Below are 24,953 nucleotides of genomic sequence, written 5' to 3' on the forward strand. Positions count from 1 at the left end.
CGTGGCTTCCTCGAACAGGCCTAATACATAGATGCAATCGGGTTCCTCTGTTCAAAAGCGGGTTGACGGTGGGGGTGAGTCCATACATAGGAGCGGGCCCTGCCCGCGAATCGCGCGCAGGGCGCGCTCCTACAAGGGCACGGCGTATGGGCAACCTGTCGCGGGGCAACGGCGGATAACGCCGTAGGCGTTATGCGCCCTACGGGAATGGCGTAGGGCGAATAACCGTTCGCGGTTATCCGCCGTATTCACGGACGCCGCGCCCTACCCCTTGCGCCTTGCCTTGAAGAAGGCCGAGAGCATCGCACTGCACTCCTCCGCCAGCACCCCGCCTTCCACCAGCACCTTGTGGTTGAGGAAGTCCTGGGCGAAGAACTCGCCGCGGCTGACCACCACCCCCGACTTGGGCTCGGTGGCGGCGTAGACCAGGCGCTGGATGCGCGCGTGCACCAGCAGGCCGGCGCACATGCTGCAGGGTTCCAGGGTGACGTAGAGGGTGCTGCCGGGCAGGCGGTAGTTGCCGGCCGCCGCCGCGGCCTCGCGAATGGCGACCATCTCGGCGTGGGCGCTGGGATCATGGGCGGTGATCGGCTGGTTGAAGCCGCGCCCAATAATTTGCCCTTCCAGCACCAGCACCGCGCCCACCGGCACCTCGCCCAGGGCCGCGCCCTGCTCGGCCAGGGCCATGGCCTCGCGCATGAATTCGCGGTCGCGGCTGCGGTCGATCACCGGGGCCAGCCCCTTCACCGTCGGGTGGCCCTTGCTGTTGGTCAGCCGCACCAGGCGTCACCCACGGCGATGGTGCCCATCAGGCCGGTCTCCATATGGTCGATGACGTGGCAGTGGAACATCCACAGGCCGGGGTTGTCCGCCACCAGCGCCACCTTCGCGCTCTCGTTCTTGCCCAGCAGGTAGGTATCACTGTAGTACGGGATGATCTTGCGGCGGTTGGACGCCAGCACCTTGAAGGTCATGCCGTGCAGGTGGATGGGGTGCTGGTACTGCGTCAGGTTGCGCAGGGTGAAGATGTAGCTCTTGCCCAGCTCCAGCTTGGCCAGCGGCGGCGCGTTGTGCTTGTGCTCCTCGCCGCCCTGCCAGGCCACGCCGTTGATCTGCCACAGCGAGGGGGTGCTCTGGCCCTTGGAGTAGTCGGTCATGGCGCCCACCCACTCGAACTTGAAGTCGATGGTCTCGGCCTTGTCCAGGTCCGGCTCGCTCACCGGGTTGTGCGGCAGCGCCGGCGGCCACTCGGCGGAACCGCCCTGCAGCGGCGCCACGCCGCGCACCGTGCCCAGGCGCACCACGCCATCGCGCAGGGACAGCTCCTGGCCCTGCGCCGGGCCGCGGATCGCCAGCTCCAGGCGCATGCCCGGGCCGATCCAGTATTGCCCGTCGAGGTCCCGCGGCTCCACCGGGTGGCCGTCGATGGCGTAGATCTTCGCCTCGCTGCCCGGCAGGTTGAGGCGGTAGGTCACGGTGTTGTCGATGTTGAGGATGCGCACGCGGGTCACCTGGCCGGCGGGCAGCTCGATCACCGGCACGTGCTCGCCGTTGATGGTCGACAGGCTGCCGCGGGTGCCCTCGCGGGCGGCCTCGCGCGGCACGCTGAAGGCGGTGAAGGCGCCCTGCTCGTCCACGTGCCAGGTCTTCAGGCAGAGGATCTTCTCCCGGGTGAAGCCGGTGGGCTCGCGCTCGTCGATGATCAGCGGGCCGACCAGGCCGCGGCCCAGCTGCTCGCTGCTCATCAGGTGCGGGTGGTACCAGTAGCTGCCGGCGTCGGGGGTCTTGAACAGGTAGACGAAGCTCTGCCCCGGCTGCACCGGCGGTTGCGAGATGTAGGGCACGCCGTCCATCTCGATCGGCAGGCGGATGCCGTGCCAGTGGATGGTGGTCGGCTCGTCCAGCTTGTTGGTGAAGCGCACGCGCAGCCAGTCGCCCTGGCGGGCGCGGATCTCGAAGCCGGGGAAGCGGTTGCCGTAGAGCAGCGCCGGCGTCTTGTGCCCGGGCACCAGCTCCAGGTCCATGGGCGCGGCGATCAGTTCATAGTCGTGCTCCGCGGTCACCTGCGGGCGCGCCAGCCAGAGGCGCGCGCCGCCGGCGCCGAGGCCGACCACGGCGAGGCCGGCGATGCCGCCCAGTACCTGTCTGCGGGTAAAGCTCATGTCTCCCCCAACCCCTGCGGGTATCTCGCAAATGCAATATTTTCTCATTTTCCCGGTGGCAAGGCGAGCGCGAAGACGGCGCGCGATGTCGCATCCCGGGTAGCCTCAGCAAATGCCTGACAGACATGGACAGCGGCGCCGCAGGAGGCTATCTGGATAACTTCGCTGTACCGCCATTCACGACGAGAGAGAGCCGGCATGAGCCAGAAACTGAAAGTGGAGCGCAAGGGCCATGTGCTCTGCATCGGGCTGAACCGCCCGGAGAAGTACAACGCCATGGACGTGGAGCTGTACCTGGCGCTGGCCGAGGCCTACGGCGAACTGCAGCGCGACGACGAACTGCGCTGCGGCCTGCTCTATGGCGAGGGCCAGCACTTCTGCGCAGGCCTGGAGCTGGACAAGTGGGGCCCGCAGTTCGCCAGCGGCCGCTTCCCCGACCTTCCCCCTGGCGCCTGCGACCCCTTCGGCCTCGACCCGGCGCGGCGGGTGGCCAAGCCGATCGTGGTCGCCGCCCGCGGCGTCTGCTTCACCGCCGCCCTGGAGCTGATGCTGGCCGCCGACGTGCGCGTCGCCGCGGAAGGTGCGCGCTTCGGCCAGATCGAGGTCAAGCGTGGCATCTATGCCGTGGGCGGCGCGACCATCCGCTTCGTGCAGAACATCGGCTGGGGCAACACGATGCGCTACCTGCTCACCGGCGACGAGTTCGACGCCCGGGAAGCCCACCGCATGGGCCTGGTGCAAGAGGTCACGGCCCCTGGCGAAGAATTCGCCGCGGCCCTGGCCATCGCCGAACGCATCGCCCGCCAGGCCCCGCTGGGCGTGCGCGCCACCCTGGCCAGCGCGCGCCTGGCCCTGGCCGAAGGCGAGGCGGAAGCCGCCCGCCGCCTGCTGCCGGACCTGCAGCCGCTGATGGGCAGCGAGGACGTCAAGGAAGGCGTGGCCTCCTTCCTGGAGCGCCGCGAGGCGAACTTCGTCGGCCGCTGAAACGACGACGGGAACATCGAGTCCCAGGGGTGCCTTCCGTGCGACTACAGGAGGCGTAACAGTATCAACCAGCCTGAAACGAGAAGGAGGCGGGCCCATACCCGCCTACTCTCTCAACCGTCGTACGCAAGGTTCCCCGCCTGCGGATCACCGGGCTCACCCACGCGGCGAGCATGGGTGAAGCCAAACATTCGATCCAGCACCCCTTGTGGTCGAGCAGTTCCAAGGCCACAGCAGGCGAGGGTAAGCACCTCATCTGGCGGCGACGATCCCGGCCAGCGTTTCCTCCAGCAGCCTCCGATCCGCCAGCCGCTTGGCGTCGGTGCGCTGGGCCAGGTTGTGCAGCTTGCGCCGCACGGCCGGCAGATCGGCGGCATGCGCAAGCCCGATCAGGTCGAAGTCCGGCTTCTGGTCCTCGATGGAGCGCAGGAATGCACATGACGGCTCGTCCAGCCAACCGGCCACGCGCGTCAGCAGGCGCTCGTGGATGTCCAGCAAGGCTTTGGCCTCGACAGGCTCGGCCGTCATGCCCCTGAAGTGCGCGTCGAAGGTCGCCGAGAAGTCCGCGGGCACCCGAGGCGCCAGCATCTCCCAGGCAGGTTTGGGGCTACAGGTCAGGTAGACGAGAAAAGTCCGCCAGAGCAATTGGTCCGCTCGTTCATCTTCCAGCAACAGGCCGACATCGAAAAGATCACGAGGATGCTGCCTCGACAACGCGGCAGCCAGCTTGCCGGCATAAAGGTCTGCAAAGTCCAGGACCTGCGCCGAGGCGAAGCCGAATGCCTCCTCGACACTCGGGCGCACCACCATTTTCCGCGGCGGATGCACCGTGCCACGCATGACCGGGGTCGTCTCGATCTGCACACGCGCCCGGCCGCGACTGGCCACCAGCCGCGTAACGCCGGCGCCCTCTCCTGCCGCCTCCTGCACCTGCAGGCGCAAGGGATGGGCACGCAGCCTATCGGCCAGTCGCCCGAGCGCTTGCGCGATCAGCCTTGCATCTTCGCTGTAGTCATGTACCGGTAACCAGGCCAGATCGATGTCCACCGACAAGCGCGGCAGGTCGTGCTCGAACAGGTTGATGGCCGTACCGCCCTTGAGCGCAAAGCATGGCTCCCGCTCCAGCAGCGGCAGGATCTCGACCAGGAGCCGCACGCGGTCGGTATAGCGCCGGTCCCAACACTCAAGCCAAGTGTTCATCGAGGTCTTCCGGCAAGGTGATCTGGTAGGTCGGATGCAATCGCCCGCCGGGCACCAGCGCACGCTTTCCCCGCCCCAGGTCCACACCATCCAGCGATACGCGCGACAACCACGCGTGTCGATGGCGCTCGGCCAACGCCAGGAACACCCGTTTGGCCTTGATGCTGCGGCAATGGCGCAACAGCAGGCCGACCCGCTGCGGCCGCAGGGTAGTCATGGCCTGCATCAGCGCATCGGCCTCGTAGACCAACGCTGCATCCATGACGCCATCGCACAGTTCCAGCATGGCCCGCTCCGGCGTGGAGCAGACCAGGGCATCGGCGCCCGGCGCGGCCCGGTACCAGGTCAGCCCTTGCTCGGACAGCGTCTTCTCGGGCACCGCAGCGGTGAACGACAAGGGCGACAGATCGAAGGCTCCCCTGCCCAGGAACTCGAAACGCTGCGCCAATGGCAGCTTGTCGAGCCAGCCCGGTGGCCGTTCCGGCCCATATAGCGTGATGGTTCCGGCATCCCCCAGGCGCAGGTAGTGCTCATGCCCCAGCAGGCTCAGCGCAAAACGGCCGCCGACATGCAACGGCATGCCTTCCCCAAGCTGCATGCTGCGAACCACGCCCTCCCATTGCAGTCGGCCGCCCTTGCGCATGTACACGCCGCGGGCAGGCGACACCAGCCAGCCGCTGCTCACATAGCGCGCAACGAGGCTATTGGAATAGCCGTGGGCCCGCAGCCAGCGACTCGAGATCAGCCGTGTGTCACTTAGTTCGGTCAGCAGCAGGTTCAGCTTTCCTGATTTTTGATCACTTAAAGTGTTCAAAATGCAGTTTTTATAAACCTTCCAAGATCGAAGCGGTTTAACAAAAGGCAAAAAAGATCACTGATATTGATCTTTTCATTGAAACGGTAAACCCAACGCTGCCCAACTGCAACCGATGCCCAGGAGAACACCGTGCCATCGACTTTACGCGGGCCAGGGCCAGAGAAAGAGCGGCTGGCCCTGATGCCGACAGCCAGGGTTCGCGGTGCTCGTTGAGACGATAATCGTAAAGGAGGATGACGGTTAGTAACGGCTTCTGCCGTCAGGGGCCAGGGGCCTGCCGATGCAAGGAAAGCTGTATCCAGCCATGCTTTCCAAGAAGACTTTACCGTCGAGAGGGGGGAGTGTACGGGAGGATCCCGAATGACCGCGCCAACCACCAGCCCGTTCCGCTGGCAGGTGGCGGCCACCGACAGCCGCCGCAACATATCTCCCTATGGATCAATATGTCACGGCAGGCTTTCAAGCATGAGTGATAGCCCGAAGGGAGGCTAACTCACTCCCACTCGATGGTCGCCGGCGGCTTGCTCGACACGTCGTAGGTGACGCGGGAGATGCCTTCGATCTCGTTGATGATGCGGTTGCTGACCTTCTCCAGCAGCTCGTAGGGCAGGTGCGCCCAGCGGGCGGTCATGAAGTCAATGGTCTCCACCGCGCGCAGGGCCACAACCCAGGCGTAGCGGCGGCCGTCGCCGACCACGCCGACGGATTTCACCGGCTGGAACACCACGAAGGCCTGGCTGGTCTTGTGGTACCAGTCGAAGTTGCGCAGCTCTTCGATGAAGATGTGGTCGGCGCGGCGCAGCAGGTCGGCGTATTCCTTCTTCACTTCGCCGAGGATGCGCACGCCCAGGCCCGGGCCGGGGAACGGGTGGCGGTAGACCATGTCGTAGGGCAGGCCCAGCTCCAGGCCGATCTTGCGCACTTCGTCCTTGAACAGCTCGCGCAGCGGCTCGACCAGTTCGAACTGCATGTCTTCGGGCAGGCCGCCGACGTTGTGGTGCGACTTGATCACGTGGGCCTTGCCGGTCTTGGCGCCGGCCGACTCGATCACGTCGGGGTAGATGGTGCCCTGGGCGAGGAACTTCACGTCCTGCAGCTTGGTGGCTTCCTCGTCGAAGACCTCGATGAAGGTGCGGCCGATGATCTTGCGCTTCTCTTCCGGGTCGGCGACGCCGGCCAGGCGGCCGAGGAACTTGTCTTCGGCGTTGGCGCGGATCACCTTGACGCCCATGTTCTCGGCGAACATGGCCATCACCTGGTCGCCCTCGTGCAGGCGCAGCAGGCCGTTGTCGACGAACACGCAGGTCAGCTGGTCGCCGATGGCCTTGTGCAGCAGGGCCGCGACCACCGAGGAATCGACGCCGCCGGACAGGCCCAGCAGCACCTTGGCGTTGCCCACCTGGGCGCGCACGGTGGCGATGGCGTCGTTGACGATGTTCGACGGCGTCCACAGGGCCGCGCAGCCGCAGATGTCCAGCACGAAGCGCGAGAGGATGCGGCCGCCCTGCTTGGTGTGGGTCACTTCCGGGTGGAACTGCACGCCGTAGTAGCCGCGGGCGTCGTCGGCCATGGCGGCGATCGGGCAGCTCGGGGTGCTGGCGAGGATATGGAAGCCCTCGGGAATGTCGGTGACCTTGTCGCCGTGGCTCATCCACACGTCGAGGCCGAGCACGCCATCTTCATCCACGTGGTCCTCGATGCCGTCCAGCAGGCGCGCCTTGCCGACCACGTCGACGCGGGCGTAGCCGAACTCGCGCAGGTCCGAACCCTGCACCTTGCCGCCCAGCTGCTCGGCCATGGTCTGCATGCCGTAGCAGATGCCGAACAGCGGCACGTTCAGGTCGAACACCGCCTTGGGCGCGCGCGGGCTGTCCAGCTCGTGCACCGACTCCGGGCCGCCGGCCAGGATGATGCCGCGCGGGGCGAAGGCGCGGATGTCGTCGTCGCTCATGTCGAACGGGTGGATTTCGCAGTACACGCCGATCTCGCGCACGCGGCGGGCGATCAGTTGGGTGTACTGGGAGCCGAAGTCGAGGATCAGGATCCGGTGAGCGTGAATGTCTTGGGACATGGGGGCCTCTGCGAGGCAGCTGCAAGCCGCAAGCCGCAAGCTGCAAGTAAAAAGGAGCAAGGCGGCAGCCACATCGCTCTAGCTTGTAGCTTGCCGCCTGTAGCTTGTAGCGTGGGCTTCAGCCCACCCTATAGTTCGGCGCTTCCTTGGTGATCTGCACGTCGTGCACGTGGGACTCGGCCATGCCGGCGCCGGTGATGCGCACGAACTGCGGCCGGGTGCGCATGTCCTGGATGTCGGCGCTGCCGGTGTAACCCATGGCGGCGCGCAGGCCACCCATCAACTGGTGGACGATGGCGGTCAGCTGGCCCTTGTAGGGGACGCGGCCTTCGATGCCCTCGGGGACCAGCTTCTCGGCGCCGGCGGAGGCGTCCTGGAAGTAGCGGTCGGAGGAACCGGTGGCGCCGGCCATGGCGCCCAGGGAGCCCATGCCGCGGTAGGACTTGTAGGAGCGGCCCTGGAACAGCTCGATCTCGCCCGGGGCCTCTTCGGTGCCGGCGAACATGGAGCCCATCATCACGCAGTAGGCGCCAGCCACCATGGCCTTGGCCAGGTCGCCGGAGAAGCGGATGCCGCCGTCGGCGATCAGCGGGACGCCGGTGCCTTCGAGGGCGGCGGCGACGTTGGCGATGGCCGAGATCTGCGGTACGCCGACACCGGCGACGATGCGGGTGGTGCAGATGGAGCCCGGGCCGATGCCGACCTTGACCGCGTCGGCGCCGGCGTCGGCCAGGGCCTTGGCGGCTTCGCCGGTGGCGATGTTGCCGCCGATCACCTGGACCTGCGGGAAGGTTTCCTTCACCCAGCGCACGCGGTCGATCACACCCTTGGAGTGACCGTGGGCGGTGTCCACCACCACTACGTCGACGCCGGCGGCGACCAGCGCGGCGACGCGCTCGGCGGTATCGGCACCGGTGCCGACGGCGGCGCCGACGCGCAGGCGGCCCTGCTCGTCCTTGGACGCCAGCGGGTAGGTCTTGGCCTTCTCGATGTCACGGAAGGTGACCAGGCCGGTGAGGCGGAAATGCTCGTCGACCACCAGCATCTTCTCGATGCGGTTCTCGTACAGCTTGGCCTTGATCTCTTCCAGGGCGGTGCCTTCGCGGGCGGTGATCAGCTTGTCCTTGGGCGTCATGATCGCCGCCACGCTGTCGCCGACGTTCGGCTTCACGCGCAGGTCGCGGCCGGTGACGATGCCCACCAGCTCGCCCTCTTCCACCACCGGGAAGCCGGAGAAGCCGTACTCGCGGGCGATCTGCAGCAGCTCGATGATCTTGGTCGAGGGGGTCACGGTGACCGGGTCGCGAACGATGGCGGTCTCGTGCTTCTTGACCTTGCGCACTTCGGCAGCCTGCTGCTCGATGCCCATGTTCTTGTGGATGATGCCGATACCGCCTTCCTGCGCCATGGCGATGGCCAGGCGGGATTCGGTCACGGTATCCATGGCGGCGGACACCAGCGGGATGTTCAGTTCGATGCCCCGGGTCAGGCGAGTCTTCAGACTCACGTCCTTGGGCAGGACCTCGGAGTAACCGGGGATGAGGAGGACGTCGTCGAACGTCAGGGCTTCTTGGCTGATGCGCAGCATGGCGAGGGCTCCCACACGGGAAAATGGAAGCGCGGCATTATACCCCAGCTTCACGCTCCGGCTCAACGCGCCCGACCGCTGGATTCGCGGGTTTCGCGCTGGCCCTCGGCAAGGCCCCGGGCTTATCATCCAGCGCCATGTTCAACGACCCTTTCCAACGGCTGGGCCTCGACCGCGAGGTGCTGACCGTCAGCCAGCTCAACCAGCGCGCCCGCCAGCTCCTGGAGGACGTGTTCCCGCAGGTGTGGGTGGAAGGCGAGATCTCCAACCTCGCCCGCCCCGCCTCCGGGCACATCTATTTCACCCTCAAGGACGGCAACGCCCAGGTGCGCTGCGCGCTGTTCCGCCAGCACGCCCTGCGGGTGCGCCAGGCCCTGCGCGACGGCCTGGCGGTCAAGGTGCGCGGCAAGGTCTCGCTGTTCGAGGGCCGCGGCGACTACCAGTTGATCGCCGACGCGGTCGAGCCGGCCGGTGACGGCGCCCTGCGCCTGGCCTTCGAGGCGCTGAAGCAGAAACTCGCCGCCGAGGGCCTGTTCGCCGCCGAACGCAAGCGGCCGCTGCCGGCCCACCCGCAGCGCATCGGCATCGTCAGCTCGCCCACCGGCGCGGTGATCCGCGACATCATCAGCGTGTTCCGCCGCCGCGCGCCCCAGGTCCGGCTGACCCTGGTGCCCACCGCGGTGCAGGGCCGCGAGGCCACCGCGCAGATCGTCCGCGCCCTGCAGCTGGCAGACGCGCGCGGTTTCGACGCCATCATCCTGGCCCGCGGCGGCGGCTCGCTGGAAGACCTCTGGTGCTTCAACGAGGAAGCCGTGGCCCGCGCCATCGCCGCCTGCGCCACCCCGGTGGTGAGCGCCGTGGGCCACGAGACCGACGTGTCCATCAGCGATTTCGTCGCCGACGTCCGCGCCCCCACGCCCTCGGCCGCCGCAGAGCTGCTGGCGCCCCACGCCGGCGACCTGCAGCAGCGCCTGGACAGCCTGCGCCGGCGGCTGATCCTGCGCATCCAGGACCGCCTGACCCGCGAGCGCCTGCGCCTGGAAGGCAGCGCCCGGCGCCTGCGCCACCCCGGCGAGCGCCTGCGCCAGCAGGCCCAGCGCCTGGACGACCTGGACATGCGCCTGCGCCGCGCCTTCGAGCGCCAGCTGCAGGTGCGCCAGGAGCGCATCGGCCGCCTGCAGACGCGCCTGCAGGCGCAGCACCCGGGCCGCGCCCTGGCGCTGCTGCGGCAGAAGCTCGACAGCCTGGCCACGCGCCTGCCCCACGCCACCCGGGCGATCCTCCGCGAGCGCCGCCAGCGCCTCGACGGCCTGGCCCAGAGCCTGCACATCGTCAGCCCGCTGGCCACCCTCGGGCGCGGCTACAGCATCCTCCTCGACGAGCGCGGCCAGGCCATCCGCCGCGCCGCCCAGGCCCAGCCCGGCCAGCGCCTGACCGCGAAACTGGGCGAAGGCCAGCTGGAGGTGCGCGTGGAAGACAACCACCAGGCCCCGGTAACCCTCTCGCTGCTGGACTGACCGCCGTGACCGACCTGCTCGCCGCCATCCCCGAAGCGCCGGAACCGGATTGGGCCGCGGCCTTCCGCATGCCCATCGTCGAATGCGGCGAGCCCCTGGAGGCCCTCGGCACCAGCCAGGGCTTCCTGGTCTGGCCGGCCTACCACCGCCTGGGCGTCCCCAACGCCCCGGCCGAATGCCACGCCCGCGCCGGGGTGTTCGAGCGCCTGCTGCGGGCCGCGCGGCAACTGCCCGACGGCCTGCGCCTGGTGGTGCTGGACGCCTGGCGGCCGTTCGCGGTGCAGCAGCATCTTTATGACACCCTCTACGAAATCCTCCGCCAGCATGAACCGGACGCTGCGCCCGAGGAGCTGACGCGGCGCACCCGCGAGTTCGTCGCCCCGCCCAGCACCCGCGCCGAAGCGCCGAGCCCGCACCTGACCGGCGGCGCCGTCGACATCACCCTGTGCGACCGCGACGGCCGCTGGCTGGACATGGGCAGCCTGTTCGACGAGGCCACCCCGCGTTCCTACACCCGCCATTACGAAGACGCGAGCGACGACCACGGCCGCGCCATCCGCGACCGCCGCCGGCTGCTGTTCAACGTGATGCGCGAGGCCGGCTTCAGCAACCTGTCCAGCGAATGGTGGCACTACGACTACGGCGACCAGCTGTGGGCCTGGCACCGCGGCGAGCAAGCGGCGCTCTACGGCCCGGCCCAGGTGCAGCCGCTGGAAGCGCTGTGGCGCCAGCAGTTGCACAGCCTCCCTGGCTCTTCGTAGGCGCGAGCCTGGCTAATCAGGGCGTAGGGCGCATAACGCCCCAGGCGTTATCCGCCGCCTGACCTCACGCCCAGGCGGCTCCACGTGCAAACCACGCACCTATCGCCATGCCAGACCGGGCGCCGGTCCTGCCGGCGGAATCGCGGACGGAGTCCTACGTCCGTGCCTCCTGGAACCGTAGGAGCAACTGTCTTCTGGGCTCCCTCGTTCGTGGGGGTGACTGGATCGAAATTCGCGCCTCCCATGTCGCCCCATTGTAGGAGCGGGCCCTGCCCGCGATTCGCGCGCAGGGCGCGCTCCTACAGGGGAATGGCATGGCTCGGGCAGCGAGCGGACTCTGTCCGCGATTTGGCGGATAACGCCGTAGGCGTTATCCGCCCTACGAACCACCATCCTCGCCATTCCCGCGAATGCGGGAACCCAATGGACATTGTTCCTACAGGCGCTGGCACACCGGATGAATCACCGCGAACGGTTATACGCCCCAGGTTCGCGCCATGTAGACTGCCGGCTTTACCGGATATACGGAAAGCCCATGTTCCGCGTCTTCTGCCTGCTGTTCGCCACCCTGCTCGCCCTGCCAGCCCATGCCGAGGGCTTCATCAGCCGTACCCTGAACAAGCCGGTGCCCGGCGGCGTCGCCGTGGTCCAGCTGGGCAGCGCGGGGCCGGCGCCGAGCGCCAGCTACCAGGGCAAGCCGGTGCTGGTGGTGCGCGAGGAAGGCCGCGACTGGATCGCCGTGGTCGGCATCCCGCTGAGCGTCAAGCCGGGTACGCAGCAGATCCAGGTGAAGCAGGCCGGCGCCAGCCGCAGCCTGGCCTTCCAGGTCGGCGCCAAGCACTACCGCGAACAGCGCATCACCCTGAAGAACACCCGCCAGGTCAACCCGCTGCCCGAGGACCTCAAGCGCATCAACCGCGAGCTGGCCGAACAGACCGCCGCCTACCGCAGCTTCAGCCCCGGCACGCCGAGCAACCTGGTGCTGGACAAGCCGGTGAACGGCCCGCTGTCCAGCCCCTTCGGCCTGCGCCGCTTCTTCAATGGCGAGGAGCGCAACCCGCATTCCGGGCTGGACTTCGCGGTGCCCGCCGGCACGCCGATCAAGGCCCCGGCGGCGGGCAAGGTGATCCTGATCGGCAACTACTTCTTCAACGGCAACACCGTGTTCGTCGACCATGGCCAGGGCTTCATCAGCATGTTCTGCCACATGTCGAAGATCGACGTGAAGCTCGGCGACCAGGTGCCGCGCGGCGGTGTAGTCGGCCGCGTGGGCGCCACCGGCCGGGCCACCGGGCCGCACATGCACTGGAACGTCAGCCTCAACGACGCCCGCGTCGACCCGGCGATATTCATCGGCGCCTTCAAGCCCTGAGGCTCATTCCGCGCGGGTGGAAACACGCTCCAGGCGGTAGAGCTCGCCGATCAGGCAAGGCTCGGGGATGCCGGTCGAGTCGTACGAGAGAATGCGGTCGAGCTTGGTTACCGCCCCCACCGTGCTGCTGATGTTCAGGCGGTTGCTGAACGACAGGTTGTCGCAGGGCGAGGAGAAGGCCACCAGGTAGCGCCGGCCGGGCGCCTGGCCGAGGACGATGTGGCCCTTGTCGAGGTATTCCCAGCCCTGGGTTTCCCACACCGGGATCGACTTCACCGCCTCGCCCTGCCGGTAGCCGAGACGTTCCAGGTGCTGGTCGAGGGGCAACTGGTCGTTGCGCACCCCGGACTGGCTGCAGGCGGCCAGCAGAACGGCAGCCGCCACCATGGCGGCGCTGCGGACAGTGCCCATGCTCACCTCCCGGCCACGCGGGTGGCCGCTGTTCGGGGCGGAATCGGCCCCGTTCCATTTTCCCACCCTGGGGAAAGGCCGGCACACGGCCGGCCAGACGGTCAGTTCATCTTCATCCCGGGCATGTCATGGCCCGACATATCGTGGCCGGACATGCCGTGGTCACCGCCCTCGGGTGCCTGCTTCTGCACCTCGACCTCCACCTTGAGGTCGCCGGCCTGCTGGAAGTGCAGGGTCAGCGGGAAGCGCTCGCCGTCGGCCAGCGGCTTCTTCAGGCCAAGCAGCATCAGGTGGTAGTGGCCGGGGGCGAAGGTGACGGTGCCGCCGGCGGGGATGTCCACGCCCTCGACCTTCTGCATCTTCATCATGCCGTCCTTCATCTGGTGCTCGTGGACCTCGGCGCTGGCCGCGCGCTCGGTGTCGGCGCCGAGCAGGCGGTCGGCCGCCTTGCCGTGGTTGTGCACGACGAAATAGGCCGCGCCGTTCTCCGAGTTGGCCGGCAGCAGCAGCGACCAGGGGTGCTCGACGTCGAGGTCGCCGGCCTTGTATTCGTGGGCCAGCAGCGGGGTGGAGAGGGACAGCATGGCCGCCAGGGCCAGGAGGGTCTTGCGCATGTTGGAACTCCTAACGATCTCATGGGCCGCCCGGCACAGCGCCGGGCGGCAAGGTCGAGGGCACCGGCAGCATAGCTGCTTCGCGCCCCCACTCAAGCCGGCGGGGCTCAGAAGCTGAAGTCCACCTTGGTCCAGAGCGTACGGCCCGGCTCGCGGATAGCCTGGGGATCGTCCGCCGGGTAGCCGAAGCCGGCGTTGCCGGCGAGGTTGAGGTGCTCGGCGTAGTCCTTGTCGAACAGGTTGTCGACGCCGGTGCTGACCTTGAAGTGCTTGTTCACGCGGTACGCGGCGTTGAGCGAGAAGACGCCGAAGCCGGCGCTCTCGTCGAAGTCCTTGCCGACCACGTTGCCCTGCCCCTCGGCCACCCGCCCCTGCTTCGCCACCAGGCGCCACAGCGCCCCGGCACTCCAGTCGCCCTGCTCGTAGGTCAGGCCCAGGCGGCTTTCCAGCGGCGGCATCTGCGGCAGCGCGCGGTCGTCCGTGGTGTTCTTGCCCCAGGCGTAGGCCAGGGTCGCATCGGTCTTCCAGTTCGGCGCCAGCTGGTAGGCCGCGCCCAGCTCACCGCCCATGATGCGTGCGTCGACGTTGGTCGCCTGGGACGTTGAACCCATCATGCCGCCGCTGCGGTAGGTGAAGAGGATGTAGTCGCGGATCTCGCCGACGTAGCCCGAAGCCCAGGCCTTGAGCTTCTCGCCCTCGTACTGGGCGCCGAAGTCGAGCTGGGTGGTCTTCTCCGGCTTGATGGCGTCGAAGGCATTGGCCGAGCCGGCCGGGCCCATGTTCGGGGAAAACAGCTCCCAGTAGTCGGGGAAGCGTTGCGCGTGGCCGAGGCCGGCGTAGAGCGTGGTGGGCGAGTCGGCCAGGTCGTGCTCGTAGCGCAGGAAGCCGCTGGGCAAGGTATCGGCGCGGGTGTCATCGGCGGTCGGGTTGGGCCGCGTCATCATCCCCGAGCCGAGGGTCTGCCGGTAGTCCTTGGCCGAAGCGCGGTCCAGGCGCGCGCCGCCGATCACCCGGTCGCGCTCGGCGGCGTACCAGGTCAGCTCGCCGAAGGCGCCGTAGTTGTGGAAGGCCGCATCCTTGTTCCACGGCACCTCGTCGTAGGCGCCGATGCCCATGGCGCTGCGCTGGCGGTGCTCGCTGCTCTGGGCGTCGACGCCGGAGATCAGCTTGAAGTCGTCCCAGCGCCAGGTGGCCGCCAGGCGCCCGCCGAGGGTGCGGCGATCGACGTTGGAGGCCATGGGCCCGGCCATCATGCCGGTGCCCGAGGGGTTGCGCAGGCTGTAGTTGTCCATCACGTGGTCGGCGTAGTTGTAGTAGACCTGCGCCTCCAGCTTGTCGAGCACGCCGCCGAGGTTGGACTTCTCGAAGCGCAGGCCCAGGCTCTCGCGCTTGAACTGCGAGCCATCCATGCCGCGCCCGGCGTAGCGCGCCTCGCCATCGCCCTTGCCGGCGGTCAGCTCGACCAGGGTGTCGGCGTCCGGCGTCCAGCCCAGGGCGACGTCGCCGTTCCACTTGTTCCAGCGCGAGGGCACGGTGTTGCCGCCGCCGTCCTCGTAGTCGTCGGACTGCGAGCGGTTGCCGGTGAAGCGCAGGTAGCCTTCGGGGCCACCGGCGGCGGCGTCCAGCACGCGGTCGAAGCGGCCGTTGGAGCCGGCCACCAGGCTGCCGTTTATCCGCGTGCCCAGCTCGCCGAAGCGCTCCGGATCGCGGTCGAAGCGGATGGTCCCGGCCGAGGCGCCAGGGCCCCAGATCACCGTTTCCGGGCCCTTGACCACGGTGAGCCGGTCGTAGGTCTCCGGGGATATATAGGAAGTGGGCGCGTCCATCCGCGCCGGGCAGGCGCCGAGCATCACGCCGCCGTTGGTGAGGATGTTCAAGCGCGAGCCGAACATGCCGCGCAGCACCGGGTCGCCATTGCTGCCGCCGTTGCGGATGGCGGAGAAGCCGGGGATGGTCTTCAGGTAATCGGCGCCGTCGCTGGCCGGGATCGGCTGGCGCGCCTGCTTCGGGTCGGTGACCACGGTCAGCGGCGAACTCTGCGCCACCGCGGTGATGACGCTGGGTTGCAGTTCGATGGCTTGATGGCCGGCGTGCGGGTCCTCGGCCTCGTCGGCGCGTACGGACGGGGTCAGGCCGACGATGCCGCCGAGGGCGGTGAGTGCGCAAAGGGTGCGCAGGCGTGCCGGGCGAACGCGCCCGCGCAGGAAGAGTCTGGACATGCGAAATTCCATGATCGATGACGATGTTCTTCTGGCCAGGCACGGCGGACGCGCGCGGAGGAAGGTTCCCCTGCGCGATGGCGCTTGCGCTGGCTACGGCGAAAGAAAGGTCAGGCGGTCAGGGACGGCGGCGCGCGCGAACGGGCGCCGGGGAAGATCGGCGAAGGCGGGATGGCTTGTTCGATGACGACCTGGGGCGCCGGGGCGGCCCCGGGCAGGTCGGCGGAGAGCGCCAGGCGCGGGGTTTGCAGCGCCGGGCTGTGGAGCAGCAGGCCACAGTAGCCGCACTTCTCCATGAAGTGGTCGGCGGAGAAGCCCTGCTGCGCGGCGCCGGCCCCGTGGTGGCCGTCGCGCATCTGGTCGGAGCAGGCCATGTCGCCCATGCCGGCCATGGCCGGCATGGGGTGGTCCATGGGCATGGACTGCGACAGCAGCGGGCCGAGGTGGATCATCAGCATGGCGAACAGCGCCAGCCAGATGCCCGTGCCTTGTCCTGTGCCTCGCCGTCTGCGACCTGTCACTGGAAGTCCCCGAATCGATTGGCGGCGTTTTACCCTGCCGGGCCGACGGGCGCAATTCGCCGATGGCTCAATGCTGTGCGGCATGGAGACGCATCAGGGAGTAAAGCAGAAAAACCGCCTCGCAATTCCTTGCGCAATAAAGCCTGAACAGAAGCAGAAAATCTCGCTTATCCATATAATCAAGCGACGACTACCAATTTTTCCACAATGCTTGCCATCCACCCCCAAAGCGCACTAGGGTGGGCGCTATGAAAACCGCACACACCCTCATCCTGCTTCGCCAACACGCCTGCCTGCGCCTGGTCAGCCCGCGACTGCGTGGCTGAATCCGTTTCCCGGCTTCACCTCTTCATCTTTCTACCGCGCAGGGCCGCCGCTGGCCCGGAAGAACAAGGATTCCGCCCATGACCATGCTCAAAGACCCGTCGAAGAAATACCGCCCCTTCACCCCGATCACCCTGCCCGACCGCACCTGGCCGGACAAGATCATCGACAAGGCGCCGATCTGGCTGAGCACCGACCTGCGCGACGGCAACCAGTCGCTGATCGAGCCGATGGACGCCGAGAAGAAGATGCGCTTCTTCAAGTGCCTGGTGCAGGTGGGCCTGAAGGAAATCGAGGTGGGCTTCCCGTCCGCCTCGCAGACCGACTTCGACTTCGTCCGCGAGCTGATCGAGGGTGGCCACATTCCCGACGACGTCACCATCCAGGTGCTGACCCAGGCCCGCGACGACCTCATCGAGCGCACCTTCGAGTCGCTGAAGGGCGCCAGGCGCGCCATCGTGCACTACTACAACGCCTGCGCGCCGAGCTTCCGCAAGATCGTCTTCAACCAGGACAAGGAAGGCGTCAAGCAGATCGCCATCGCCGCCGGCAAGACCATCAAGCGCCTGGCCGCCGCCGCGCCCGAGACCCAGTGGGGCTTCGAGTACTCGCCGGAAGTCTTCAGCTCCACCGAGACCGACTTCGCCGTCGAGGTGTGCAACGCGGTGATCGAGGTGTTCCAGCCGACCCCGGCCAACCGCCTGATCCTCAACCTGCCGGCCACCATCGAGTGCGCCACGCCGAACAACTACGCCGACCAGATCGAGTGGTTCGGCCGTCACATCGACAAGCGCGACAGCGTCATCATCAGCCTGCACACCCACAACGACCGCGGCACCGGCGTGGCCGCCTCGGAGCTGGCGCTGATGGCCGGCGCCGACCGCGTGGAAGGCTGCCTGTTCGGCAACGGCGAGCGCACCGGCAACCTCTGCCTGGTGACCATGGCGCTGAACATGTACACCCAGGGCGTCAACCCGGGGCTGGACTTCTCCGACATCGACGCCGTGCGCAAGGTGGTGGAAGAGTGCAACCAGATCCCGGTGCACCCGCGCCACCCGTACGTCGGCGACCTGGTCCACACCGCCTTCTCCGGCTCCCACCAGGACGCCATCCGCAAGGGCTTCGCCCAGCAGAAGGACGACGCCGTGTGGGAAGTGCCCTACCTGCCGATCGACCCGGCCGACATCGGCCGCAGCTACGAGGCGGTCATCCGCGTCAACAGCCAGTCGGGCAAGGGCGGCATCACCTTCCTGCTCGAGCAGGAGTACGGCATCAGCCTGCCGCGCCGCATGCAGATCGAGTTCAGCCAGGTGGTGCAGAACGAGACCGACCGTCTCGGCCTGGAAATGACCGCCGAGCAGATCTACGGCCTGCTGCAGAGCGAGTACCTGCAAGCGGTGTCGCCGTTCGCCCTGAAGAACTACCGTCTGCAGGAAGAGAACGGCATCTGCGCCATCGACATCGACGTGGTGCACAAGGGCGAGCAGCACCGCTGGCACGGCAAGGGCAAGGGCACCCTGGAAGCCCTGGTCGCCGCGCTGCCGGTGGCGGTCGAGATCATGGACTACAACGAGCACGCCATCGGCGCCGGCACCAACGCCCGCGCGGCGGCCTACATCGAGCTGCGCGTGGAAGGCGGCCGCTCGCTGCACGGCATCGGCATCGACGAGAACATCACCACCGCCAGCTTCCGCGCCCTGTTCAGCGCGCTGAACCGCGCCGTGACCCTGGGCCAGGCGAAAGCCGCCTGAGTTCGCCGGTGATGTGAAAAAGGGGCCTTCGGGCCCCTTTTTCGTGCCGAAGGCTACCAGCGCTCGGGAGGCAGGCGCCGGGTGTGGAAGATGCGCAGGATCTGCAATCGTCCGCCGCGAACGCGATAGGGGATCAGGTAGGGGTGGCCGGGCATGGGCCATTCGCGGGTACCGGGCACCCGGCCCTCGCGCCCTATCGCAGGATGGAGAGCCAGTTGTTCGATGTCGTCGAACACCGCAGCGACGAAGTCACGTGCGGCGGCCGGATTGTGCTGAGCGAGATGGGCGGCTTCGTCGTCGAGGTTCTGCAGCGCTTTGCGCAGCCACTCAACCTGCATTGCGCGTCCACTTGTTCAGGACCGCTTCGACTTCTGCCTCACTGGCGAAGTCGCCGGCATCGGCTTCTACGATGGCCTGCTGGATTTCGCCGATCTGCCAGGCCTCCCGGGCAAGGTATTCGTCCAGTGCCTGGGCGGCAAGGAAGTTCTTGCTGCGGCCGGTCGCCTGGGCAAGCCTAGCGAGGGTATCGGACTGATCATCCGACAGGCGCAGGGACATTACGGGCATGGAACACCTCGGCTGTAGTGTGTATCACTGCAACATACTACAACACACTACAGGTCATGCGCGGTACCGATCGCCCGGAAGTGCCCAACGGGCCAGCCAGGGGAATGCTATTCGTCGTCGCCGCTGGCGCTCAGCGCGCCCAGGCAGCGCAGGCGGTGCTCGCTGCCCTCGGACTGCAGCGTCCAGCTGTCGTCGCTGGCCTCGTACTGCGCTTCCATCACCTCGTTGTAGGTGAACTGCCAGCGCCGCTTGTCGCGGCCGTCGACCGCTTCCACGCGCAGCACCACGTCTTCGCTGGCGAAGGCCTGGCCGGCTTCGGCGGCGATCTCGGCGCGGTCCAGCAGGTCCTCGTCGAGGCTGAATTCCCAGGCGTGCAGGCCGTCCAGTTCGAGCATGTCGGTCAGTTCGAGCTGGTCCAGCAGGTAGAGGGTTTCGTCGGACATCTTGGTATTCCCGGTGAGACAGGCCGCCATCATAGAGCAAAGCGCCACCGGCGGCCCTCCCCCGCCTAGTCGGCCAGTGCCGCCAGCACGCCGCGCAGGCGTTCCACCGTGGCCGCCGAGCAAGGCTGCATGGGCTCGCGCAGTTCGTCGGCGATCAGCCCCTGCAAGGCCAGGGCGGCCTTCACGGGCGCCGGGTTGGGCTCGGCGAAGGCGGCCTGCATCCACGGCAGCAGGCGCTGGAAGGTCGCCCGCGCCCCGGCCAGGTCGCCCACCTCCGCCTGGCGCTGCATCCGCACGTAGAGGTCGGCGCGCACGTGGGCGGAGGCGGAGATGGCCCCGGCGCCACCCAGGCACAGGTTGGCGAAGATCTGCAGGTCCTCGCCGGCCAGCACCTCGACGTTGCCGTCGGCGATTAGCGCCAGGGTGCTCTCGAGGTCGCCGCCACAATCCTTGACCGCCGCGATGCGCGGGTGGCGGACGATGCGCCGCAGGGTCTCGCGCTCGATGCGCACGCCGGTGCGGTAGGGAATGTCGTAGAGCACCAGCGGCACGCTGGCGGCGTCGGCGACCGCCTGGAAGAACGCTTCCAGGCCCTGCTGCGACGGGCGGATGTAGTAAGGCGACGGCACCAGCAGGCCGGCCACGGGGCGGCGCTGGACGTCCTGCTGGAAGGCCAGCAGCTCGCGCAGGTTGTTGCCGGCCAGGCCCATGATCACCTGCTGCGGCGGCACCCACTGGAGCACGGCGTCGAGCACCGCCAGCTGCTCCTCATGGCTGAGCGCGGCGGCCTCGCCGGTGGTGCCGCAGACCGCGAAGCCGGCGACGCCGTCCTCCAGCAGCCGGCCCACCAGGCCTTGCAGGGCGGCGAAGTCGATTTCCCCGGCACGGAAGGGCGTGGCCAGGGCCACCCAGATCCCACGAAACGTAGACATGCGAAAACTCCTTGTGGCTGACCGTCTGGTCGCCGTCAGGGAGGGTGCGGGATGCAAGCGGGGGGAGATCGACCTGGCGCCTGGTTGTCCTGTCAGCCCATCTGACGGGACAGCGCGCCCCGGTCAAATGAGCGACTGTTTCTTGGATTTCTTGGCAACGGCGACGCACGCGCAGGCCGGGGCGAAGGAGCCCGGGAGCGGCAGCGAGTGGTCGAAGTTGGCGAACATGGGAAGTCCGTTGCGCGAATCAGACACCGAATATGCTCAACGTCGGACTTGGCTGTCAACAGTCTCCTAGGGTCTATGCTGGTTCAACCACACCGCAGTATGGAGAAGTGACAGGTGAACTCTCGCGAACTGGGCCACTCCGGGCTGGCCATTGCGCCGCTGGTGTTCGGCGGCAACGTCTTCGGCTGGAGCGCCGACGAGGCGACCTCCTTCCGCCTGCTCGACGCCCTGCTGGACGCCGGGCTGAACTGCATCGACACCGCCGACGTGTACTCGCGCTGGGTGCCCGGGCACAAGGGCGGCGAATCCGAGGCCATCATCGGCAAGTGGATGAAGCAGCGCGGCAACCGCGGCAGGGTGATCATCGCCACCAAGGTCGGCATGGACATGGGCAACGGCCACAAGGGCCTTTCCGCGGCCTACATCGAACAGGCCGTGGAGCGCTCGCTGCAGCGCCTGCAAACCGACTACATCGACCTCTACCAGTCCCACTGCGACGACACCCACACCTCCCTGGAGGAAACCCTGGGCGCCTACGCCGAACTGGTGGCGAAGGGCAAGGTGCGCGTCATAGGCGCCTCCAACTACGACGGCCGGCGCCTGCGCGAGGCCCGCGAGGTGGCCGAGCGCCTGCACCTGCCCAGCTACCAGAGCCTGCAGCCGAACTACAACCTCTACGACCGCGCCGACTACGAGACGCGCCTGGAACCGACGGTGCGCGAGCTGGGCATCGGCGTCATCCCCTACTACGGCCTGGCCGGCGGCTTCCTCAGCGGCAAGTACCGCAGCGAGGCCGACCTGGACAAGAGCCCGGCGCGGGCGGACAAGGTCAAGGGCTACCTGAACGAGCGCGGCGTGACCATCCTGGTAGCCCTGGACGAGGTGGCCGAGGAATACGACGCCACCCCGGCCCAGGTGGCCCTGGCCTGGCTGATCGCCCGCCCCGGCATCACCGCGCCCATCGCCAGCGCCTCCAGCCTGGAGCAGTTGCCGGACCTGGTCGCGGCGACGCGGCTGCAGCTGAGCCAGGAGGACATCCACCGGCTGGATGCGGCGAGCGCCTACTGAGGGCGCCCGCCGGGATGGCTGCGGAGGCTTGCCGCGGCCGCCCATGGGCCCTTACTCTCTGCTGCGCGGGTCCCCGACAAGAAGAAAAACGGAGCAGAGAATGCTGTCCACGCCGCAACGCCTCTGGCAGGTGCTCAAGCCCAACCCACAGCGCGAGGAATCCCCCACGGCAGAGGCCTCCGGAATCGCGCCGCCGGACGACCGCGGCCTGTTCGTCATCGGCGCGGCGCGCAGCGGCACCACCGTCTTCCAGAACGCCCTGAACAGCTCGCCGGACATCTTCCTCCTCGGCGAACCGGCGCTGCAGGACGACCCGGGCACCCCGGACTTCGCCGCGCGCTACAACGCCATGCACAGGTCCTGGGGCAACCAGGAGAACAAGAGCAGCTTCTGCCCGCCGCTGTTCGGGCAGGACGCCCCCTGGCAGCACTACCTGGCCCGCCTCGCCCGGCACTACCGCTACGTCGGCAGCAAGATCGTGGTCAACCCCCACGAGGCCGCGCGCACCTGCCAGCAGCTGTTCGAGTTCCATTGCCGGCACTTCTACCGCTCGCACTACGTCTTCACCTTCCGCAACCCCATCGACGTGCTCATGTCGACCCGCGGCCTGGCCGAGCTGAACGGCGACGAGGCGGCCGGCCACGACACGGTGCTCAAGAGCTTCCTGCAGGTGATGGCGCTGTACATCCGCTTCCTGCGTAACCTGCCCTTGGTCCGGGCGGTGTTCCACGAGGACCTCGGCGAGGCGGTGCTGCGCGACACCGGCGCCTGGCTGGGCGTCGACCTGGGCGAGGCCGCCGGCTACTACGACAACGCCCGCGTCCGGCGCTACAGCCTGGACCAGGTGCCGGAGCACGCCCGGGCCCTGGCGGAGGAAGTGATCGCCGCCTACGAGGAATTGCGCGGGCAGGTCGCCGGCGGCATGCGCCTGGTGCAACTGGAGCAGAATTCCAACCATATCGATCCGGCGCACTTCACCCCGCTGGGCAACCTGCACCGGCGTATCGCGGGGTTGCTGGCGGCGTCCTGACAGTCCAGCGCGGCCGGAGGTTAAGGCGCGATTCGCGGATAAGATCCGCTCCTACGCCATGCCATCCCCTGGCGTTATCCGCCATTGGCCCCGGTATCGGTGTTCCGGCCGGCGGCGGATAACCGCGAACGGTTATTCGCCCTACCCCGCGCCATTCCACCCGTAGGGCGCATAACGCCTACGGCGTTATCCGCCGTCGTCCCCGGCACCGGTGTTCCGGCCGGCGGCGGATAACCGCGAACGGTTATTCGCCCTACCCCTGCGCCATTCCGCCCGTAGGGCGCATAACGCCTACGGCGTTATCCGCCGTTGGTCCCAGGGCGCTCTGGTCGGCTGCGGATATATTCGCCCTGCGCTGCCCGCGCCTACAGGCGTCCCATCCAGGGCTCGATGACGAAGCGGTCGGCGTCGAGGTAGGCCGGGAAGCGCTCGCGGTAGGCGGCCAGCGCCTGGGCAGAGAGGCTGGCGTGGAACACGCCGTCGCCGTTGGCCGCTTCCAGCAGCGCTTCGCCCTGGAAGTCCAGCACCTGGCTGTCGCCGGCATAGGCGTGGCCCTTGCCGTCCTCGCCGACGCGGTTCACCGCCGCCACGTAGCACAGGTTCTCGATGGCCCGGGCCGGCAGCAGGCGGTTCCAGTGCAGGCGCCGGGCGGCCGGCCAGTTGGCGGTGTAGAGCAGCAGGTCGGTGTCCTGGGCATCGCGGCTCCAGGCCGGGAAGCGCAGGTCGTAGCAGACCAGCGGACGCACCCGCCAGCCCTTCCATTCCAGTAGCACCTGGCGCTCGCCCGGGGTGTAGTGCTTGTGCTCGCCGGCCATGCGGAACAGGTGGCGCTTGTCGTAGTGGAGGATTTCGCCGTCCGGGCGAGCCCAGAGCAGGCGGTTGCGATGGCTGCCGTCGGCGGTGCGGATGATGACGCTGCCGGTCACCACCGCGTCCAGGCGCGCGGCCTGGTGGCGCAGCCAGGCGTAGGTCTCGCCCTCCTCCGCCTCGGCCAGGGCCTCGGAGTCCATGGAGAAGCCGGTGGTGAACATCTCCGGGAGGATGACGATGTCGGCGCCGCGGGCCTGCTCCAGCAGCGCGTCGAAGTGCGCGCGGTTGGCCGGCGCGTCGTGCCAGGCCAGGGTGGTCTGCACCAGGGCCAGCTTGAGGTCGGGTAGTTGGCTCAGATCGCGCATAGCTTGTCCGCCGCCTGGCGCAGCGTCTCCTCTTTCTTGGCGAAGCAGAAGCGCACCAGGCGCATGTCCGCCGGGGCCTGCTGGTAGAACACCGACACCGGGATGGCCGCCACGCCGTGCTCGCGGGTCAGCCACTCGGCCATGGCGACGTCGTCGAGGTCCGGGCGGATCGCCGAGTAGTCGACCACCTGGAAGTAGGTACCGGCGGCGCGCTGGAAGCTGAAGCGCGAGCGCCCCAGCAGGTCGCAGAACAGGTCGCGCTTGGCCTGGTAGAAGCCCGGCAGCTCGCGCAGGTGCTCCGGGTGCGCGGCCATGAAGTCGGCCAGCGCCCACTGCAGCGGGGTGACGCCGCAGAAGTTCACGTACTGGTGGATCTTGCGCATTTCCGCCGACAGCGCCGGCGGCGCCACCACGTAGCCGGTCTTCCAGCCGGTGACGTGGTAGGTCTTGCCGAAGGAGCTGACCACGAAGGCGCGGGCGTAGAGTTCGTCGTGGGCCAGCACGCTGGCGTGCTGCACGCCGTCGTAGATCAGGTGCTCGTAGACCTCGTCGCTGATGACGTAGATCTCGCGCTCGCGGATCAGCGCCGCCAGGCGGTCCAGGTCGGCGCGGTCGATCAGCGCGCCACTGGGGTTGTGCGGGCTGTTGAGGAAAATCAGGCGGGTACGCGGGGTGATGGCGTCGGCCAGGCGCTGCCAGTCGATGCGGAAGTCCGGCAGGCTCAGGGCGACGTGGACGCAGCGGCCGCCGGCCAGCTCCACCGAGGGTTCGTAGCTGTCGTAGCAGGGATCGAGGACGATGGCCTCGTCGCCCGGGCGGATCAGCGCCTGCACGGCGCAGAAGATCGCCTCGGTGGCGCCGGGGGTGATGGTCACCTCGGCGTCGGCGCTGACGTTGCGCCCGTAGAAGGCCGCGACCTTGGCCGCCACCTCCTCGCGCAGCGCCGGCAGGCCGGTCATCGGGCAGTACTGGTTGTGCCCGGCCATGACGTGGCGGGCCACGGCCTCACGCAGGGCGACGGGGCCGTCGAAGTCGGGGAACCCCTGGGACAGGTTGAGCGCGCCGCATTCGGCGGCGAGCTGCGACATGCGGGTGAAGATGGTGGTGCCGACGTTGGGCAGTTTGCTGGTGATCATGGCTACAGGCGACAGGCTTCAGGCTGCGGGGAGGTGCAACCAAGCTTATAGCCTGCAGCCCG

At 68.0% G+C, this 24,953-nt stretch carries 23 protein-coding genes; 7 read left to right on the plus strand and 16 right to left on the minus strand.

Features of this window, described 5'->3' with window-relative positions; translation table 11 throughout:
• Positions 1-264: 264 nt before the first annotated feature.
• Both tadA and CHC02_RS00010 read right to left on the minus strand, forming a co-directional pair.
• A complete protein-coding gene (gene tadA / locus CHC02_RS00005) occupies positions 265-783 on the minus strand; it encodes a tRNA adenosine(34) deaminase TadA (protein WP_089389477.1) in 519 nt (172 codons plus the stop codon).
• On the minus strand, positions 771-2,162 hold the full coding sequence (locus CHC02_RS00010) for a multicopper oxidase family protein (protein WP_089389478.1): 1,392 nt from the start codon (positions 2,160-2,162) through the stop codon (positions 771-773). Before CHC02_RS00010 ends, tadA begins: the two co-directional genes overlap by 13 nt.
• Before the next feature lie 198 nt (positions 2,163-2,360).
• Between CHC02_RS00010 and CHC02_RS00015 the strand changes: the two genes are divergently transcribed.
• Positions 2,361-3,146 (plus strand): crotonase/enoyl-CoA hydratase family protein, encoded by a 786-nt coding sequence (locus CHC02_RS00015; RefSeq protein WP_089389479.1) that lies wholly within the window; start codon positions 2,361-2,363, stop codon positions 3,144-3,146.
• Positions 3,147-3,398: 252 nt separating this feature from the next.
• Here the strand turns inward: CHC02_RS00015 and CHC02_RS00020 are convergent, their stop codons facing one another.
• From CHC02_RS00020 to guaB, 4 genes are all read right to left on the minus strand, one after another.
• Positions 3,399-4,346, minus strand: coding sequence for a nucleotidyl transferase AbiEii/AbiGii toxin family protein (locus tag CHC02_RS00020; RefSeq protein ID WP_089389480.1), 948 nt, complete (start codon positions 4,344-4,346; stop codon positions 3,399-3,401).
• Entirely contained in the window at positions 4,330-5,160 is an 831-nt protein-coding gene (locus tag CHC02_RS00025; RefSeq protein WP_208604336.1) for a type IV toxin-antitoxin system AbiEi family antitoxin domain-containing protein, read from the minus strand. The genes CHC02_RS00020 and CHC02_RS00025 overlap by 17 nt, the downstream gene beginning before the upstream one ends.
• A gap of 496 nt (positions 5,161-5,656) precedes the next feature.
• Positions 5,657-7,234, minus strand: coding sequence for a glutamine-hydrolyzing GMP synthase (gene guaA, locus CHC02_RS00030; RefSeq protein WP_089389481.1), 1,578 nt, complete (start codon positions 7,232-7,234; stop codon positions 5,657-5,659).
• A gap of 118 nt (positions 7,235-7,352) precedes the next feature.
• Entirely contained in the window at positions 7,353-8,822 is a 1,470-nt protein-coding gene (guaB, locus tag CHC02_RS00035) for an IMP dehydrogenase (RefSeq protein ID WP_089389482.1), read from the minus strand.
• 137 nt (positions 8,823-8,959) lie between these two features.
• On the opposite strand from guaB, the gene xseA reads away from it, so the two are divergent.
• The 3 genes from xseA (at position 8,960) to CHC02_RS00050 (ending at position 12,472) form a co-directional block, all read left to right on the plus strand.
• Positions 8,960-10,339, plus strand: a complete 1,380-nt coding sequence (gene xseA, locus CHC02_RS00040) for an exodeoxyribonuclease VII large subunit (RefSeq protein WP_089389483.1) — start codon at positions 8,960-8,962, stop codon at positions 10,337-10,339.
• A 5-nt stretch (positions 10,340-10,344) separates the two neighbouring features.
• Positions 10,345-11,100: a M15 family metallopeptidase gene (locus CHC02_RS00045; protein ID WP_176450300.1), complete on the plus strand. Its 756-nt coding sequence runs from the start codon at positions 10,345-10,347 to the stop codon at positions 11,098-11,100.
• Positions 11,101-11,635: 535 nt separating this feature from the next.
• Complete coding sequence (locus CHC02_RS00050) at positions 11,636-12,472, plus strand: M23 family metallopeptidase (RefSeq protein ID WP_089389484.1); 837 nt, start codon at positions 11,636-11,638, stop codon at positions 12,470-12,472.
• Positions 12,473-12,475: 3 nt separating this feature from the next.
• On the opposite strand, the gene CHC02_RS00055 is transcribed toward CHC02_RS00050, so the two are convergent.
• The 4 genes from CHC02_RS00055 to CHC02_RS00070 all read right to left on the minus strand — a co-directional run bounded on the left by CHC02_RS00055 (position 12,476) and on the right by CHC02_RS00070 (position 16,237).
• Entirely contained in the window at positions 12,476-12,883 is a 408-nt protein-coding gene (locus CHC02_RS00055; protein WP_089389485.1) for a DUF6491 family protein, read from the minus strand.
• Between the two features lie 101 nt (positions 12,884-12,984).
• Positions 12,985-13,497, minus strand: a complete 513-nt coding sequence (locus CHC02_RS00060) for a copper chaperone PCu(A)C (protein ID WP_089389486.1) — start codon at positions 13,495-13,497, stop codon at positions 12,985-12,987.
• A 107-nt stretch (positions 13,498-13,604) separates the two neighbouring features.
• Positions 13,605-15,728: a TonB-dependent copper receptor gene (locus CHC02_RS00065; RefSeq protein WP_425262389.1), complete on the minus strand. Its 2,124-nt coding sequence runs from the start codon at positions 15,726-15,728 to the stop codon at positions 13,605-13,607.
• A gap of 98 nt (positions 15,729-15,826) precedes the next feature.
• Positions 15,827-16,237, minus strand: a complete 411-nt coding sequence (locus tag CHC02_RS00070) for a DUF2946 domain-containing protein (protein WP_279615523.1) — start codon at positions 16,235-16,237, stop codon at positions 15,827-15,829.
• 404 nt (positions 16,238-16,641) lie between these two features.
• Between CHC02_RS00070 and leuA the strand changes: the two genes are divergently transcribed.
• Positions 16,642-18,312, plus strand: a complete 1,671-nt coding sequence (gene leuA / locus CHC02_RS00075) for a 2-isopropylmalate synthase (protein WP_089389489.1) — start codon at positions 16,642-16,644, stop codon at positions 18,310-18,312.
• A 53-nt stretch (positions 18,313-18,365) separates the two neighbouring features.
• Here leuA and CHC02_RS00080 read toward each other — a convergent pair whose 3' ends face one another.
• From CHC02_RS00080 to dapA, 4 genes are all read right to left on the minus strand, one after another.
• The gene (locus CHC02_RS00080) at positions 18,366-18,650 is read right to left on the minus strand and encodes a type II toxin-antitoxin system RelE/ParE family toxin (protein WP_089389490.1); all 285 of its coding nucleotides are present in this window, start codon (positions 18,648-18,650) and stop codon (positions 18,366-18,368) included.
• Positions 18,640-18,879: a CopG family ribbon-helix-helix protein gene (locus CHC02_RS00085; RefSeq protein ID WP_089389491.1), complete on the minus strand. Its 240-nt coding sequence runs from the start codon at positions 18,877-18,879 to the stop codon at positions 18,640-18,642. Before CHC02_RS00085 ends, CHC02_RS00080 begins: the two co-directional genes overlap by 11 nt.
• A 107-nt stretch (positions 18,880-18,986) precedes the next feature.
• Positions 18,987-19,322 (minus strand): DUF5629 family protein, encoded by a 336-nt coding sequence (locus CHC02_RS00090; protein ID WP_089389492.1) that lies wholly within the window; start codon positions 19,320-19,322, stop codon positions 18,987-18,989.
• A gap of 65 nt (positions 19,323-19,387) precedes the next feature.
• Positions 19,388-20,254 (minus strand): 4-hydroxy-tetrahydrodipicolinate synthase, encoded by an 867-nt coding sequence (gene dapA / locus CHC02_RS00095; protein ID WP_089389493.1) that lies wholly within the window; start codon positions 20,252-20,254, stop codon positions 19,388-19,390.
• A gap of 342 nt (positions 20,255-20,596) precedes the next feature.
• Here dapA and CHC02_RS00105 point away from each other — a divergent pair, with 342 nt between their 5' ends.
• Entirely contained in the window at positions 20,597-21,550 is a 954-nt protein-coding gene (locus CHC02_RS00105) for an aldo/keto reductase (RefSeq protein ID WP_089389495.1), read from the plus strand.
• Positions 21,551-21,650: 100 nt separating this feature from the next.
• The gene (locus CHC02_RS00110) at positions 21,651-22,580 is read left to right on the plus strand and encodes a sulfotransferase (protein WP_089389496.1); all 930 of its coding nucleotides are present in this window, start codon (positions 21,651-21,653) and stop codon (positions 22,578-22,580) included.
• A gap of 365 nt (positions 22,581-22,945) precedes the next feature.
• Here the strand turns inward: CHC02_RS00110 and CHC02_RS00115 are convergent, their stop codons facing one another.
• On the minus strand, positions 22,946-23,755 hold the full coding sequence (locus tag CHC02_RS00115; protein WP_089389497.1) for an amidohydrolase: 810 nt from the start codon (positions 23,753-23,755) through the stop codon (positions 22,946-22,948).
• A complete protein-coding gene (locus CHC02_RS00120) occupies positions 23,743-24,891 on the minus strand; it encodes a pyridoxal phosphate-dependent aminotransferase (RefSeq protein WP_089389498.1) in 1,149 nt (382 codons plus the stop codon). The genes CHC02_RS00115 and CHC02_RS00120 overlap by 13 nt, the downstream gene beginning before the upstream one ends.
• Between the last annotated feature and the right edge of the window lie 62 nt (positions 24,892-24,953).

Origin of the sequence: Pseudomonas delhiensis, from assembly GCF_900187975.1 — a bacterium.
Taxonomy (GTDB): Bacteria; Pseudomonadota; Gammaproteobacteria; order Pseudomonadales; family Pseudomonadaceae; genus Pseudomonas; species Pseudomonas delhiensis.